Source organism: Chroococcidiopsis thermalis PCC 7203, from assembly GCF_000317125.1.
Lineage (GTDB): Bacteria > Cyanobacteriota > Cyanobacteriia > Cyanobacteriales > Chroococcidiopsidaceae > Chroococcidiopsis > Chroococcidiopsis thermalis.
In genome coordinates this window covers 1,769,123-1,784,303 of sequence record NC_019695.1, presented here as the reverse complement: position 1 = coordinate 1,784,303, position 15,181 = coordinate 1,769,123, and the positions used below count along the sequence as shown (strand labels likewise).

Below are 15,181 nucleotides of genomic sequence, written 5' to 3'. Positions count from 1 at the left end.
AATTGTCATAAATTTGTCATTCGTCATTCGTCATTGTAAAATATCCGATTTTATCGCCCCCATTTTGAGCTTCATTAGTCATTTGCCATTGTCATATATCCAATTTTATCGCCCCCTTAAAAAGGGGGGATGGGGGGATCTTCTATGACGTAGTTGAAAGAAAATAGACGATCGCAACTTAAGAAAATGCGAACTATTCAACCTGCTTTTTACTATACAAGATCTGAATTATTTTACTCAAGCTAACGACAATTAAAACCACAGCTAAGCTAACAGCTAAGAAAGGTAATACGAGCGCCAAGATTGACAAAACAAACGCGCCGAAAGATTCAATTGTCGCTACGACTGAATTACCGAGTCCAATTGTCAAAGCAGTAGAAGATATCCGAGCAATTCCCGTTAAGCCTTGAATTGTACCAGCTGTACCACCACCTGCGATCGCGGCTAAAGTCCATTTGAGTAAAGGATCGGTATCGGGTAGAAAAGCAGCGGTGATAGCAGTACCAATTGCGATCGCGGTTGGGGTAGCAATAGTATCTAGCAAGTGGTCTACCAAGGGAATATAGTAAGCCCCCACTTCCACCGTCGTCGCCACAGCAAAAGCTATCAGTGCCGGATAAGTCCCCATCCAAGCAAAACCTGAAGCCAGGGGTAAATGACCGAAAACAGCTGCAATACTCATGACTAACGGTGGAATAAAAATCCGAAAGCCACAAGCCGCACTGAGAGCAATACCGATACTAATACCTTCTAGAGTATCCATCTTTGAGGGAACAAGAGAACAGGGGAGACAAGGGAGAAGTCAAAAATTAAAAGTCAAACGTCAAAAGTTAAAAATTAAAACTCAGGAGTCAGAAGTCATAACCAACAACTGATAACTGACAACTGTGTAGAGACGTTACATGTAACGTCTCTACACTGATAACTGATACATACTAGCGCTTTTCAGTGCCTTGATTGCCACCACCTTCAGCCATTTGATCGCTGCTGCCAGATTCTGGTACAGCAGAAGGCTTAGCATCTGTTTGAGCCGCATTACCAGTTTTGCGAATGTCTTCCTCAACGGGGGTTTGATAGCCGCCGGAAGCTGATGACGTATTTTTTTCTTCTTCTGACATAATCTTTTCCAAATCCATGCTAATTTAGCATCATTCTATACAGCAAGAAAATGCACTCTCCTCTCTCTTACATGTGGTTTGGTGTAATTTTTGCTCCACCTTTAGGAGTAATTTTTTTGAAGTGAGTTCTGAGAAAAGTTTTGACTTCTGACTTTTGACTTTTGACTTCCTCTGTTGTGGTAAAAAATACTTAAGCTAAAATTTTACAAGCAGTTTCACGATAAGGAAAAATGCCGTGTTCCCTTTGCGCGACGATGTTCCTACATCAATTACGCCTTATATTACCTATGGATTAATCGGTGCAAATATTGGTATTTTTCTTTACCAATTAACCCTGAACCAACAACAATTACAAGAATTTTTCTATTCAGCTGCCGTCGTGCCTTGCCAATTGTCAGGAAATATAGTGGGTAGATGTCCCATTCCAACACCGCAGCAATTACCAGAATGGATGACATTAATTTCATCTCAATTTTTGCATGGCGGCTTCTTACACATTGCCGGAAATATGCTGTTTCTCTGGATTTTTGGGAATAATGTAGAAGACCGTTTGGGACATGTAAAATTTTTAATTTTTTATCTTACTTGTGGAGTTTTAGCGGCGTTATCTCAGTGGTTTTTCTCACCAAATTCAACTATTCCCTCATTGGGTGCAAGTGGGGCGATCGCAGGCGTGATGGGTGCGTACATTTTGCGTTATCCCCAAGCAAGGGTATTGACTTTAGTATTTTTGGGATTCTTCGTGACTACCTTGCAAATTCCAGCAATTTTTTTCTTAGGATTGTGGTTCGTTCAACAAGCTTTATATGGTATCGCTAGTTTACAAGTTCCTAGCAATATTGGGATGGAAAGTGGCGGTGTCGCTTATTGGGCGCACGCCGGAGGATTTGTATTTGGGGCAATTCTCGCCCCAATGTTTGGATTGTTGAAACGCGATTAATTGAGACGAAATGTAGAGACGTTGATGTAACGTCTCTTTATCGAGACTCTGGTGATGATGCGATCGCTTCTGGTTGCGGTAAATTCTGTTCTGGCGATCGCTGAAACACAATTTGTAATAGTGGTGGGGCGATAAATGTGGTGACAATGACCATGACAATAATTGCTGCATCTAAGGCAGGTGGTAACACGCCAGTAGCAGAACCAATGCCAGCAAAAACAAGTCCTACTTCACCTCTAGGAATCATACCCACACCGATCGCTAAACGATTGACTTTTTCTTGCCCGAAGACGGTGAAGCCAGTGACAACTTTACCCAAAATTGCCACGACAATCAGAAAGCTTGCCATAATCAGCCCTTCCCGATTTGCTGGGACGGCTGGGTTTAAAACACCGATGTCTGTTTTGGCACTAACAACGACAAAGAAAATCGGTACGAGAATATCTGCGATCGGTACGACCTGATTTTTCAATTCGCGACATTTTTGCGTTTCTGCTAATACTAACCCAGCAGTAAAAGCTCCTAAAATTGCCTCTAATTTGATGACAGTGGCAATGTAGGACAAGACAAAAGCGAAAATGAGCGCTGGAATTAATAATTGACCGCGAGTTTTGAGTGCATCGACTAACTGAACGAAGTAGGGATTTAACCAGCGTCCAATTAAAATTGCTCCTACTAAAAACACGACCGAACTGAGGATTAAATAAATAATATTTGTCAGTTCGACTTCTCCAGTTTTAGCAAGACTAGCAACCACTGCTAGGACGATAATACCCAAAACATCATCCAGCACCGCCGCACCGATAATAATTTGTCCTTCCGAACGGTTGAGATAGTTGAGTTCTGCCAAAACTTTAGCCGTAATACCGATGCTAGTTGCCGTCAAAGCCGCGCCTGCAAAAATAGCTGGTACGGTGGAGATGTGAAATAAAGTAATTAAGCCTAAAGTACCGAATAGAAATGGTGTCACCACCCCGACGATCGCGACGATTGTAGCTTGAGTCCCGACGCGCAATAATTCTTGTAAATTGGACTCTAACCCAATTTCAAATAGTAAAATCACCACACCAATTTCCGATAGAACGGAGATCACTTCGCTGTCTATCTGAAATGTTGTCGTCACTCCATCTACACTCAATCCTGCCGTAGCCTCCAGAAAACTCATTAACAGGGAATTAGAACTGTCGCCGCCACCTTCTGGAAAAACCAACAGATGTAAAGCCGAGATTCCTACCACCAAGCCGCCGATAAGTTGCCCTAAAACTGGTGGTAAATTCAGCCGCGCGCAAACTTCCCCGCCAATGGTACTGGCTAGGTAAATGACAACCAGACTAGCTAAGATGCCAGCAAAAATGAAGGGAGCATTGTCTGCTGTTGAAGCACTGGCAAGTAAAGAAGTGCTACCGATGCGAATCGGATCGAACCAGGCGATCGCGTCAAATACTGGTGCTGCGGAAATCAGTCCACCAAAATTCATGCTTTAACCTCAAGTCACTTTTCTCATTGTGCCGTTAATTCGGGAGTTGGGAGTCGGGACAAGGGGGATAAGGGGGACAAGGGGGACAAGGGGGACAAGGGGGACAAGGGGGATAAGGGGGACAAGGGGGACAAGGGGACAAGGGGGAATAAATACAAATGAGCAGTGACCAATGACCAATCATTCAATCGTCAGATTGAATGGCAAACGGGCATAAACTCCTAAAGGATCGTTCATGACTTGCAGAATTGCTAGCTCGTCGCGCATTTTAGCAACTTCAGATGCGATTGGGGCTGGTAGTGCGAGTTGGTTTGCAGCAGTATTGTTACCCAAGGCGGTTCTGACTCCATCAGAGACTTGCCCAAATAAGCGTTCTTCTAAAGAACGACTTTCGGGATATTCTGCTACTTCCCAGTCATCGCCTAACTTGGCTTGCTTCGTGGCGTAGTCAATTGCTGCGTCTAACCCACCAATTTCATCGACTAACCCAATTTGTTTGGCACTGACACCCGACCAAACTCGACCTTGGGCAATTTCCTCGACTTTCTGTTGCGGTAAATCCCGTCCCTCAACAACTTTTGATAAGAATGTACTGTAGATGCGATCGACCGCGCGTTGATAGACTGCTAATTCTGCGGGAGATTTAGGGCGAGAAACAGTTTGACTGTCGGCATATTTTCCAGTTTTCACCACATCCCAGGTAATACCATTGTTATTTGCCAACTTTTGGAAATTTGGCAGCAGTCCAAATACGCCGATAGAACCTGTAATTGTGTTGGGTTCGGCAAAAATCCGATTGGCATCGGTGACAATCCAGTAACCGCCGGAAGCTGCAACATCGCCCATAGAGACAACGACTGGTTTTTTGGATTCCCGCGTCAGGCGGATCTCGCGTTGAATGATTTCTGAAGCTGTGGCACTTCCACCAGGACTATTTACCCGTAAGACAACAGCTTTGACATTGGGATTCTGTCGCAATTGGCGGAAGATCCGGGCAAAGCGATCGCCTCCTACTTGTCCCGCCTCTCCTTGACCGTCCACAATATCACCTTCAGCGTAGACGATCGCCACTTTATTCTCTGAGTTCCGTTCTACGCCCAAAGCCTTACCAGAAACCCCAGCATATGCACTCAAGCTAATTTGGCGGAAGGTTTTATTTTCTTTTTCCTCACCAGTTAGCTGCTTTAACTGCGCCAAAACGCGATCGAAATAGTCTACTTTGTCTACTAATCCTTGTTTTTGAGCTGTTTCTGCCAGCAAGAAACCTTGACCGTCTGCGATCGCTTGTAACTGGTTAGGGCTAATTTTCCGGCTTTGACCGACTGCTGTGCGCCACTCTCCCCACACATCATTTAATAATTTCTGTGTCTGTTGCCGATTTTCTGGACTGAGATTTTGACGAATTAATGGTTCTACGGCAGCTTTAAACTTACCTACCCGAATCACTTGCACCCCAACACCAAATTTCTCTAATGCCCCCGTTAAGAATGGAGTTGAAGCACCCAAACCATTAATCTCCATTGCGCCAAGGGGGTTCAGCACTATGGTATCCGCCACGGAACTGAGATAATATTCTTTCTCTCCCCAACTTGAGCTGTAAGCAATAATTTTTTTGCCAGCAGCACGGAATTTTTCCAAGGCTCCCCGCACTTCTTTCAATTTGGCGTAGCCACTGCTGCCATCCTCGGCGCTATTGCTGCCATCGAGATAAATTCCAATAATTTTAGGGTCGCGCCTTGCCTTTTCCAGGGTATCTAGCACCGTGCGAAGGGCGATCGTGCGGTTACTTTCTCCTGAAAGAGCATTTTGAATCAAAGCGCTGGTACTGGAGTTACGCGGGGCATCGGTGATATTGAGAGATAGATCGTAAACTAAGACCGATCTATCCTTAACTTGCGGTTCGTTATCTTGAGCAGCCAATGCCACCAATATGACAAGCATTCCAGATATACTCAGACCAAAAAATAGTAGCAGTCCGAGCAAGGTTCCAATGGCACTAGCAAAAGTTTGTTTGAGGAAGTTACGCATTTAACTAGGGAGTAGGGAGTAGGGAAGGGAACAAGGGAGACAGGGGAGACAAGGGGGACAAGGGAGACAAGGGGGACAAGGAAGTAGAGGAGCAGAGGGAGCATTCTAGCCACCAGCCACTGGTTCCACTAGTCACTTAATAACTGACAACTGATTTAATTTTTCCCACAACTATCATTTATGCTACGCGCTGCAAAGTTTGAGATTGTTTGAGCTGTTGTAAGTTAGCGTTACCAGTACAAAAGAGGACGGTGGTAATTTCGGCAATTAGGACTTCTGCAAGAGCGTGTAGGGTCGATTCTGATTCGGCAGCTGCTCGTAAAAACGGCATGGCAAGACCTGCAAGATCTGCTCCCAGGGCGATCGCTTTGGCAACTTCTAAGCCGTGTCTCAACCCGCCAGAGGCAATCAGAGGAATATTGGGGGCAGCCTGCCGCACGTTGATAATGCATTCTGCCGTGGGAATACCCCAGTCAGCAAAGGTGAGTCCGAGGCGGCGTTGCATGGCTGTTTCTGCCCGTTCGCTTTCTACTTTTGCCCAGGACGTACCACCTGCACCCGCTACGTCAATCGCTGCAATTCCAGCATTGATAAGTTTTTGCGCCATCTCCCCTGAAATTCCATTACCGACTTCTTTCGCGATCGCCGGAACGGGTAGCTTCACGCACAGGTTTTCGATTTTGTCAAGTAAACCGCAGAAGTTGACATCACCTCTGGGTTGAATGCACTCTTGTAGGGGATTGAGATGCAAAATCAAGGCATCGGCTTCGAGGATGTCTACTACCCGCAAGCATTGTTCTAAGCCATATTCGTAGTTGAGTTGCACCGCACCCAAGTTAGCGAATAAGGGAATATCGGGAGCGAGCGATCGCACGGCGAATGTATCGGCAACTTGCGGTTTTTCCACTGCTACCCGTTGAGAACCTACACCCATCGCGATTTTATAGTGTTGGGCAACCTCAGCTAAGCGTCGATTGATGATGCCTGCTTGCTCTGTACCCCCAGTCATGGAAGAAATGAGTAGGGGTGCGCCTAGCTTCTTACCTAGAAAGGTAGTGGTTAAGTCAATGTCACCGCGATTTAGTTCGGGTAAACAGGTATGAGTAAAGCGATAGCGTTCCAATCCATTTGTCACAGACTGGCACTGGACATCTTGTTCGATGCAAATTCGCAGGTGATCTGCTTTACGAGATTCGGTAGCTGCTGGCAAATTGGTAGGAAGGTTCACAGGTGGATTCAAATCGAAGCATCATTTACTACCATTTTCTCAGTCTTGGGTAGAAGATGCAGGTAAGTTTTCATCCGGCTTGTTCTACCGTTTGCTGCAAGCTATTGTAACTCACGACTCGGTTACGACCGGAATGTTTAGCAGCATATAAGGCTTTGTCAGCAGCACCGAGTAATTTTTCCTCTAAAATTGCATCTATTGGAAAAGTTGCATGACCGACGCTGACAGTGACATGAATCGAGAGTTCGGAGGAAATAGCGATCGCTTCAACAGCCACAGCATGACGCAATCGTTCTGCGACAATCGCCGCACTATCGTTGAGCGTTTCTGGTAGAATCACGGCAAACTCTTCGCCGCCATAACGCGCCACTACGTCCACGGGGCGAATTTCGCGTTTGACGATCTCAGCAACGACTTTGAGTGCTTTGTCTCCCCCCTGGTGTCCGTGGGTATCGTTCAGCTTTTTGAAATAGTCGATATCTAACATAATTAAAGAGCAAGGATGCATGTAGCGATGCGATCGCTCGATCTCTGTTTTGAGTTTTTGGTTGAACTCGCGACGGTTAAAAACTCCGGTTAATCCATCCAAAGTCGCTAAATTTCGCAAAGCTGTCTGACTCTGTTCGAGTTTTTCTGCCATTTGATTAAACATCGTTGCCAGTTGCCCCAATTCATCTTGATTCGTTAGGACAATCCGGTAAGAAAGATCTTCCTCAGCTAGGTGTTTGACTCCCTCTGCTAAAATCTGCAATGGGATTAATACAGAACGAGCTAAAGTTAAACTCGCGATCGCCGCTACTCCCAATCCCAAGCCAAACACAACAACTACAATCGCCTTTACCCAAAGTTTGGTGTTTCGCGCTTGAGCGACGTTATCAGATATTTGCAAATGAGTCAGGAGTTCTTGCAATCGATCTAGAGCTTCTGTAGCCTGTTCGAGCTGTACGTCCAAACGCTTCTTTTCTTGGGCAGTAAACTTAGTTCTAGCTAGATGGGAATTCGTAAAAATCGCCTGGCTGCTGATTTTAGCTTGTTGCCATGCTTTTTGAGCTACGAACAACAAAGCTGTTTTTTCTGGCGTATCGTTTGAGGTATTCAGAATTGTCACAAAAGCTTTATCTATTTCACCACTTATCCGCAGAAAGCGATCGCGAGCATCTGGCGTACCGTAGCTGAGATAATCATCAGCAGAAGTTGATGCCATGACAATCAGTGATTCTAACTCGGTAACGGGAAACAATTCCTCTAAAGTTGCGTTTTCATTTTTTTCAAATTTACTCAACGCTCCTTCTACCGAGATAAAAGTCCCACAACCAAGCAAAATCAACGGCAGCAGCATAGCTCCCATACCAAAGGCGAAGCGATTGCGGATGGAGGTACTCGAACCCCAGATTTTCATCAAGTTTGGCAGCTGCTAGCTTAGTTGCATTTAGTTTGCCCGCAGCCACCCCAACTGTTTACTGTAATTACGCGCAGCAACATGTAATTTTTATATGAAATTGGTATAAGTAAAAACACGACTCGGGAGAAGCTAAAAGTCAAAAGCTAAAAGTCAAAAGTAATTCTCCCTACTCCCTACTCCCTACTCCCTTAATTTCCGCAATAACTGCAAATGCTGAGATAATGGGGCAAGGGTATTTGCCGCGATCGCACCACTGGCGGCGACGGCGGGTAAACCGATACCAGGGAAGGTAGAATCACCACAACACAACAACCCTGGAATCGGTGTAGTTGCGCCAGGAAACAAACCTTGCCCCGCAGCAATGGCGGGACCGTAGGAACCTCGATGACGGCGTAAGTAACGAGCGTGAGTTAGGGGCGTACCTACCAAAGTTACTTCACAGCGGTTGTCGATATCAGGAATAATCCGTCTCAAAGCTTGCCACATGACTTCTGCCCGTGCTTGTTTTTGACGGGCATACTCTTCACTTTTGCGATCCATTCCCTGCCATATACTGTAAGGTTCGCTACCAGGAGTATAAGCATGAATAACGTGCTTTCCTGGTGGTGCTAGGGACGGATCTAAAACTGATGGAATCGATACCAATACGACATTTTGCGGTGCTGTGACTCCCCTTTCCCAATCGTTTACCACAATATAGTGACATGCCAAATCTGCCCGAATATGTGTGGCATCAATTCCCAAATGTAGGTGCATGAAACTGTCACACTCTGGAGTTGCCTGTCTTGCTTGCAAAGATTTTGGTATGGAATCTTGCGGAAGTAATTTCAGCGTGTCCCAGATAGAAGCATTCGAGACGACGGCTCGTCTTGCGTGTAATTCTTCACTACCACGCAATCGAACACCTTGAGCGCGTCCCGCTACTAAAATTTCCTCAACATGGGCATTTAGCATCAATTTACCCCCATGTTTTTCTAATCCCCGTACTAAGGCATCAACTAATGCCCCACTACCACCTAGAGGGTAATCTAACATCACTCCAGGTTTGTACCAGTCGGCAAACATAAATGCCATTTCTGCCGCACTCGTGCCGCTTGCTGGTAGCCCAGAGAGGAGAAAACACAACAGATCCAACCAGTTACGCACAAACGGATCGGTGACGACACCATCCATAATCTGACTGAATGCCCCCGTCAGTTTAAAAGTACTACCAACATGAGGTAGCATCGCAGGCAGATATTGCCCTAAAGAAATGACTGCACCTAAATCGAAACGTAAAGCCGTGGGAGGAATTGCCGTAGCAGCTTTGGCTAAAGGTTCTATGACTCGTTGAAGTTCGCGCCACTCGGCTACAGCCTTATCTCCTCGCAACCTTGCCAACACATCACAAAATTGGTCTGCACCTACCGTCGTATCGAAATCACCTTCGGGCAAACAGCAACCCCAAGTATCGTAATTGACACAAGGTAGATCTTCGCCAATTGCATCTAAAACTTGTCGCAGTGGATTGGGTGAAGGGCTGTAAGATAAACCGGAGTAGAGGGAAGGTCCAGAATCAAATTTAAAACCGTTGCGTTCAAAACCGTGCGCCGCACCCCCAGGAGTTGAGTAGCTTTCGCAGACAACAACATCAAATCCATACCGTGCCAAAATTGCCGCACAGCTCAAACCACCAATACCGCTACCGATGACAATGACATCTGTTTCCACTACTTTAGATTTTGTTACATCACACCCTGTCTATGATAATTAATTATCGTTAAGCACGATCGCTGCCCTCTACTCCTAAATGTTTAGCAATTGTTCCTGTCTGTCTTTGGATTGCAGACAACCGAGAATTGGTTTCTTGTCTGTCTTGGTTTGCCGAAGCAATTATCCCGTCCATGCGAGTCGCTAAATTATGCATGGTTTCGGTATACTGCCTCAAATCTCGACTGAAAGACTCCAAAAAGCGATTGTTTGATTCTACAATCTGCTCGATCCGTGTCAAGCGAGCATTACTTTCGATGGCTGATTGCTCGATTCTTCGCATCCGTTCGTCGCTTTCGGTGGCTGACTGTTCCAAGCGTTGCTCGATTCTTCGCATCCGTTCGTCGCTTTCGGCTTTTGATTGAGTGCTGGCAGCAACAAACTGTTGCAACAATGATTCAATTTGAGTTAGTCGTTCGTTGCTGCCCGTCATTATACTTATAGCGATCGCGGCTTTAGAAAAAGTGTTTATCTTTTACTATTATCCTCGATATTTACACGAAAGATATTTGCAAATTTGCAGTTTGCACTGTTAAAAGGGCAGGTTTACTAAGAGATTTGTAGGAAAATTTTGAGCGAACCCGCTCTACCCTCAACTAAAACGTCAGCACGGTACGAATTGATTCTCCTTTGTGCATCAAATCGAAGGCATCGTTAATCTTTTCGATTGGCATTGTGTGAGTGATTAAATCATCAATATTAATTTTGCCTTCCATGTACCAATCGACAATTTTCGGTACGTCTGTGCGCCCTCTCGCACCGCCAAAAGCCGAACCTTTCCAAACTCTTCCTGTTACTAATTGAAATGGACGAGTGCGAATTTCTTCACCCGCAGCAGCAACGCCAATAATAATACTTTCACCCCAACCTTTATGGCAGCATTCTAATGCTTGACGCATGACATTTACATTGCCAATACATTCAAAACTGTAGTCAGCTCCACCTTTAGTTAACTCTACTAAATAAGGAACTAAATCGCCTTCCACTTCTTTTGGATTGACAAAATGCGTCATACCAAACTTTTCAGCGATCGCCCGTTTACTAGGATTAACATCTACACCAACAATCATCTCTGCGCCTACCATTCGCGCTCCTTGGATGACGTTTAAACCAATCCCCCCCAAACCAAAAACGACAACCTTTGAGCCTGGTTCGACTTTTGCCGTATAAACAACTGCACCAATACCCGTAGTTACACCACAACCGATGTAACAAACTTTGTCAAAAGGTGCATCTTCACGGATCTTGGCAACAGCAATTTCTGGTAGTACTGTATAGTTAGCAAAAGTGGATGTTCCCATGTAGTGGTGGAGCTTCGTGCTATTTAAGGAAAACCGACTCGTACCATCGGGCATCAACCCCTTGCCTTGAGTGAGGCGAATGGCTTGACAGAGATTTGTTTTACGACTGAGACAATATTCACACTGACGGCATTCGGGAGTGTAAAGAGGAATGACGCGATCGCCCACTTTCACACTCTTTACCCCTTCCCCTACTTCCACGACAACCCCAGCCCCTTCATGCCCTAAAATTGCCGGAAATAAGCCTTCTGGATCTTTACCAGAAAGAGTATAGGCATCGGTATGGCAAACTCCAGTCGCTTTGATTTCGACTAAGACTTCCCCTGCTTTTGGTCCTTCTAGTTGTACCGTCTCCAATTGCAAAGGTTTTCCAGGTTCGTAGGCAACAGCTGCTCTGACATCCATAATTCATCCTCGCGATCGCTATGACTAGCTTACAGTTATCAGGGAGCAGGGAGCAGGGGAGACAAGGGGGGACAAGGGGGACAAGGGGGACAAGGGAGACAAGGGAGACAAGGGGGACAAGGAAGACAAGGGGGACAAGGGGGACAAGGGGGACAAGGGGGACAAGGGGGACAAGGGGGAGAAGAGAGAGTCGCGGAGTTGGGGGAGAACGATCGCGCACTACTCACCACACCCCACACCCCACACCCCACACCCTATTTACTGCTGGTTCCACTAGCCACCAGCCACTAGTCACTCTCTACTGTCAACCACCTATTACCAATTGCCTATTACCACTTATGACTAATCTGTCTAAAGAAAGAGGAGAACGGGCGGCTATTTTGTCATTTTGAGTACAGATTGAATACAGATATTTCCAGCGTTCAATTGCGTAGCATCACCAACTGCCAATCGTTAAAGTTTACCAATTTTATATCTGCATTTATGCAGAGGGGGCTGCTAGGATGTCTATTACGAAGCGAGAATCTGGAAGTGCGATCGTCTTTGAGGCTCATAACGGTGGTGTGGTGGCATTCTGTCGTCAGGGAGCTTGTTATGTAAATCCTCTGTGTACGTCGGGTGTTAAGAGTAGTGTTTTATCTCTGATGCCGAAAGATGTGGTCTTAGAGGAGTTGCAAACAACCTCTGAGTTCCTGGAATTGCTGGCAAAGAAGTAGAGTAAAGGCTTGTGTCGTTCTGGGTTAGTTTTTCATAGAATTAACCTGCTCGTGCCACCCTAGAGAGGACGACTGCTGGGTTGGATTGTTCGTTCAATTCAACCTAGCAATGGCGATCGCGATTCGTTCTACAGATAAATATCGATCCTTCTCAATTGTTAAATTTTTTTCTTCATTTTTTGTTAAATAAAACACAATTTTGACTCCAAGAGATTTGGTGTTATGTAACGTTGATTATTTTTGACAATTGTTGGTTATTTTTGATACAAATTCTCCTGCGTTCTAATCCTTATGATGCGCTATGTCCGCGCAGCTTTAGGAGGATTTGAATGCCGAAAACGCTTTTCAAAGTCGATCTAACTAAGCCAATGGATCGACAGGAACTACCTGGACACAACCGCTGGCATCCTGATATTCCTGCCGTGGTTTCGGTGAATCCAGGTGATGTCTTCCGCATTGAGTGTAAAGATTGGACGGACGGACAGATTAAAAATAACGATAATCCTGACGATATCCGCGATGTCGATTTAACGGTCGTCCACGTATTGAGCGGTCCCATCTGGGTCAACGGCGCTCAACCAGGAGACATCTTGGTTGTCGATTTGCTCGATATTGGCGCTTTGCAGGGCGATGAGTGGGGCTTTACAGGCATTTTTGCTAAAGACAACGGTGGTGGCTTTCTGACCGACCACTACCCCAATCATGCTAAGGCAATTTGGGATCTGGAGGGCATTTATACCAGCTCCCGTCACATCCCAGGCGTGCGTTTTGCTGGCATCACTCACCCTGGTTTGATTGGTTGCGCTCCCTCACACGACTTACTGGCAACATGGAATAAGCGGGAAGCAGAGTTAGTTTCAACAGCTCCCGATTTACGGACTTATGGAGCGGGATTAGCGGCGAATATGCCAGTTTATGCGGCTCTACCGAATCCAAAAAATGCGATTTTGGGTCAAGTCGCACCAGCAGACTTCGATCGCATTGCGGCTGAAGGTGCACGTACCGTCCCCCCTCGCGAACACGGTGGTAACTGCGATATCAAAAACCTCTCCAAAGGAACGCGGATTTATTTCCCCGTTTACGTGGAAGGTGCAAAGCTATCGATGGGAGATATTCACTTCTCCCAAGGAGATGGGGAAATCTCATTTTGCGGTGCAATTGAAATGTCCGGTTATATCGATCTCCACGTAGACATCATCAAAGGTGGTGTAGAAAAATACGGCATGGTCAACCCAATTTTCAAGCCAGGTCCCGTAGAGCCACGTTATTCAGAATATCTCGTATTTGAAGGGATTTCCGTAGACGAATATACAGGTAAGCAATACTTTATGGACGTGCATATTGCCTACCGTCGTGCTTGCTTAAATGCGATCGAATATCTGAAGAAATTCGGTTTTACAGGCGAACAAGCTTATTTATTGCTCAGTTGTGCGCCCGTAGAAGGAAGAGTCAGCGGTATCGTTGATATTCCCAATGCTTGTTGTACGCTAGCAATTCCGACGGAGATTTTTGACAAGAATATTTTGCCTGTTTAAAGGGTAATTGGTAATTGGTCATTTGTAACCATCAATCAATCATCACGATCGATCTTCCTTTATTTCCCGATGCCCGAACGGGCGGGTTCACCAGCCATATTTGTTAGAATTAGAAATCTTTGGTAAACCCGCCCCTACAGCAACTGATAACTGATAACTGATAACTGACTATGCCTTTATACGAATTTCGTTGCGATGATTGTGGTGTATTTGATGAATGGCGATCGCTGGCAGAATGTAACAATCCTGCTCATTGCCCAACTTGTGAAGAACCTGCCAAAAAAGTGTTTGCACCACCGATGTTGTTGTCTGGTTCGATGCGACTGAAACAGGAAAATCCAGAGCCAAAATTAGTCAAACGCGATCGCGAACCCGAACAACCCCACCTGAGAAGTCATACTGGCAGTCGCCCTTGGATGATTAACCATTAAAATTGGAAAAAGAGAATACAAATTCAAGTTTTCTGCAACGCTTCCATTTATGGGCTTAACTTGTCAACAATTACTACAAAAGCATCCTCAAGCGTGGCAAGAAGCTACGATCCATCCTTTCCTGCAAGAATGCCAACAGGGAACAATTCAACCGCAACAGTTTAATACTTGGTTGGTACAAGACTATTTATTTGTGATAGATTTTACCCGTTTTCTCGCGAGAATTTTGGCGATCGCACCCCCGCACAACTTCGATATTCTTTTGGCTGGATTGAGCGCCCTTAAAGACGAACTCAACTGGTTTCAAACCAAAGCCGCCGAACGCCAACTGCAACTCAATACTGATAAACAGCCTACCTGCATTGAGTATTGCGACTATATGCAAAGCTTATCTGCAACGCCCTATGCCGTACAAGCTACGGCACTTTGGGCGATCGAACTAGCATACAATCAAGGCTGGCAATTACCTGGAGCCATGCCCCCACCCTACACTGAATTTGCCGATCGCTGGGGCAATCCCGATTTTACGACTTACGTAGACTTCCTAGAACAGCAAGCAGATGCAGCTTTGAGTAACGCCTCAGAGGAGGTGCAGCAACAAGCCACAGCAGCTTTTTTGAATGTTGCTAGATTAGAAAAAGATTTCTGGCAAATGGCGTACACAGTGACCAGTGACCAGTGACCAGCGACCAGTGACCAGTTTATTCTGACTTACGACTTAGCAATTACCAACTACCAACTACCGATGACTAATTGACATTTCATCTTTTTCATGCTGTGTAGCATTTGCAACCAACTTCAAAAAGAAATCATCAGTCTTAGGGTAGATGTTTTACCGGAGATCGCGCAAA

16 protein-coding genes are annotated in these 15,181 nt (G+C 45.5%); 7 read left to right on the top strand and 9 right to left on the bottom strand.

All coding sequences use genetic code 11. The features are described from left to right. Positions 1-193: 193 nt before the first annotated feature. On the bottom strand, positions 194-763 hold the full coding sequence (locus tag CHRO_RS07895) for a DUF4126 domain-containing protein (protein WP_015153678.1): 570 nt from the start codon (positions 761-763) through the stop codon (positions 194-196). A gap of 172 nt (positions 764-935) precedes the next feature. Beyond that, entirely contained in the window at positions 936-1,118 is a 183-nt protein-coding gene (locus CHRO_RS07890) for a hypothetical protein (RefSeq protein WP_041462922.1), read from the bottom strand. A 235-nt stretch (positions 1,119-1,353) separates the two neighbouring features. On the opposite strand from CHRO_RS07890, the gene CHRO_RS07885 reads away from it, so the two are divergent. Beyond that, the gene (locus tag CHRO_RS07885) at positions 1,354-2,058 is read left to right on the top strand and encodes a rhomboid family intramembrane serine protease (RefSeq protein WP_015153676.1); all 705 of its coding nucleotides are present in this window, start codon (positions 1,354-1,356) and stop codon (positions 2,056-2,058) included. Between the two features lie 37 nt (positions 2,059-2,095). Here CHRO_RS07885 and CHRO_RS07880 read toward each other — a convergent pair whose 3' ends face one another. Next, the gene (locus CHRO_RS07880; RefSeq protein WP_015153675.1) at positions 2,096-3,535 is read right to left on the bottom strand and encodes a cation:proton antiporter; all 1,440 of its coding nucleotides are present in this window, start codon (positions 3,533-3,535) and stop codon (positions 2,096-2,098) included. A 28-nt stretch (positions 3,536-3,563) separates the two neighbouring features. Here CHRO_RS07880 and CHRO_RS31820 point away from each other — a divergent pair, with 28 nt between their 5' ends. Continuing rightward, positions 3,564-3,704: a hypothetical protein gene (locus CHRO_RS31820; RefSeq protein WP_181824295.1), complete on the top strand. Its 141-nt coding sequence runs from the start codon at positions 3,564-3,566 to the stop codon at positions 3,702-3,704. Between the two features lie 11 nt (positions 3,705-3,715). On the opposite strand, the gene sppA is transcribed toward CHRO_RS31820, so the two are convergent. The 6 genes from sppA to CHRO_RS07850 form a co-directional block, all read right to left on the bottom strand. Next, positions 3,716-5,563: a signal peptide peptidase SppA gene (gene sppA, locus CHRO_RS07875; protein ID WP_015153674.1), complete on the bottom strand. Its 1,848-nt coding sequence runs from the start codon at positions 5,561-5,563 to the stop codon at positions 3,716-3,718. A 178-nt stretch (positions 5,564-5,741) separates the two neighbouring features. Continuing rightward, entirely contained in the window at positions 5,742-6,791 is a 1,050-nt protein-coding gene (gene fni / locus CHRO_RS07870; protein WP_015153673.1) for a type 2 isopentenyl-diphosphate Delta-isomerase, read from the bottom strand. A gap of 70 nt (positions 6,792-6,861) precedes the next feature. Continuing rightward, the gene (locus tag CHRO_RS07865; protein ID WP_015153672.1) at positions 6,862-8,190 is read right to left on the bottom strand and encodes a GGDEF domain-containing protein; all 1,329 of its coding nucleotides are present in this window, start codon (positions 8,188-8,190) and stop codon (positions 6,862-6,864) included. A gap of 183 nt (positions 8,191-8,373) precedes the next feature. After that, positions 8,374-9,903 carry a phytoene desaturase family protein gene (locus CHRO_RS07860; RefSeq protein ID WP_015153671.1) on the bottom strand — a complete coding sequence of 510 codons (1,530 nt, stop codon included), beginning with the start codon at positions 9,901-9,903 and terminating at the stop codon, positions 8,374-8,376. Between the two features lie 49 nt (positions 9,904-9,952). Further along, the gene (locus CHRO_RS07855) at positions 9,953-10,375 is read right to left on the bottom strand and encodes a hypothetical protein (RefSeq protein ID WP_015153670.1); all 423 of its coding nucleotides are present in this window, start codon (positions 10,373-10,375) and stop codon (positions 9,953-9,955) included. A 163-nt stretch (positions 10,376-10,538) separates the two neighbouring features. Then, a complete protein-coding gene (locus CHRO_RS07850; RefSeq protein WP_015153669.1) occupies positions 10,539-11,648 on the bottom strand; it encodes an S-(hydroxymethyl)glutathione dehydrogenase/class III alcohol dehydrogenase in 1,110 nt (369 codons plus the stop codon). A 20-nt stretch (positions 11,649-11,668) separates the two neighbouring features. Here CHRO_RS07850 and CHRO_RS31815 point away from each other — a divergent pair, with 20 nt between their 5' ends. The 5 genes from CHRO_RS31815 to CHRO_RS07830 all read left to right on the top strand — a co-directional run bounded on the left by CHRO_RS31815 (position 11,669) and on the right by CHRO_RS07830 (position 15,012). Next, positions 11,669-12,040, top strand: a complete 372-nt coding sequence (locus tag CHRO_RS31815) for a hypothetical protein (protein WP_181824294.1) — start codon at positions 11,669-11,671, stop codon at positions 12,038-12,040. Between the two features lie 111 nt (positions 12,041-12,151). After that, positions 12,152-12,364 carry a hypothetical protein gene (locus tag CHRO_RS07845; RefSeq protein ID WP_015153668.1) on the top strand — a complete coding sequence of 71 codons (213 nt, stop codon included), beginning with the start codon at positions 12,152-12,154 and terminating at the stop codon, positions 12,362-12,364. Between the two features lie 329 nt (positions 12,365-12,693). Beyond that, positions 12,694-13,899: a formamidase gene (gene fmdA / locus CHRO_RS07840; RefSeq protein WP_015153667.1), complete on the top strand. Its 1,206-nt coding sequence runs from the start codon at positions 12,694-12,696 to the stop codon at positions 13,897-13,899. Positions 13,900-14,069: 170 nt separating this feature from the next. After that, entirely contained in the window at positions 14,070-14,330 is a 261-nt protein-coding gene (locus tag CHRO_RS07835) for an FmdB family zinc ribbon protein (RefSeq protein ID WP_015153666.1), read from the top strand. Positions 14,331-14,379: 49 nt separating this feature from the next. Beyond that, positions 14,380-15,012, top strand: coding sequence for a TenA family protein (locus CHRO_RS07830; RefSeq protein ID WP_015153665.1), 633 nt, complete (start codon positions 14,380-14,382; stop codon positions 15,010-15,012). Positions 15,013-15,181: the final 169 nt, after the last annotated feature.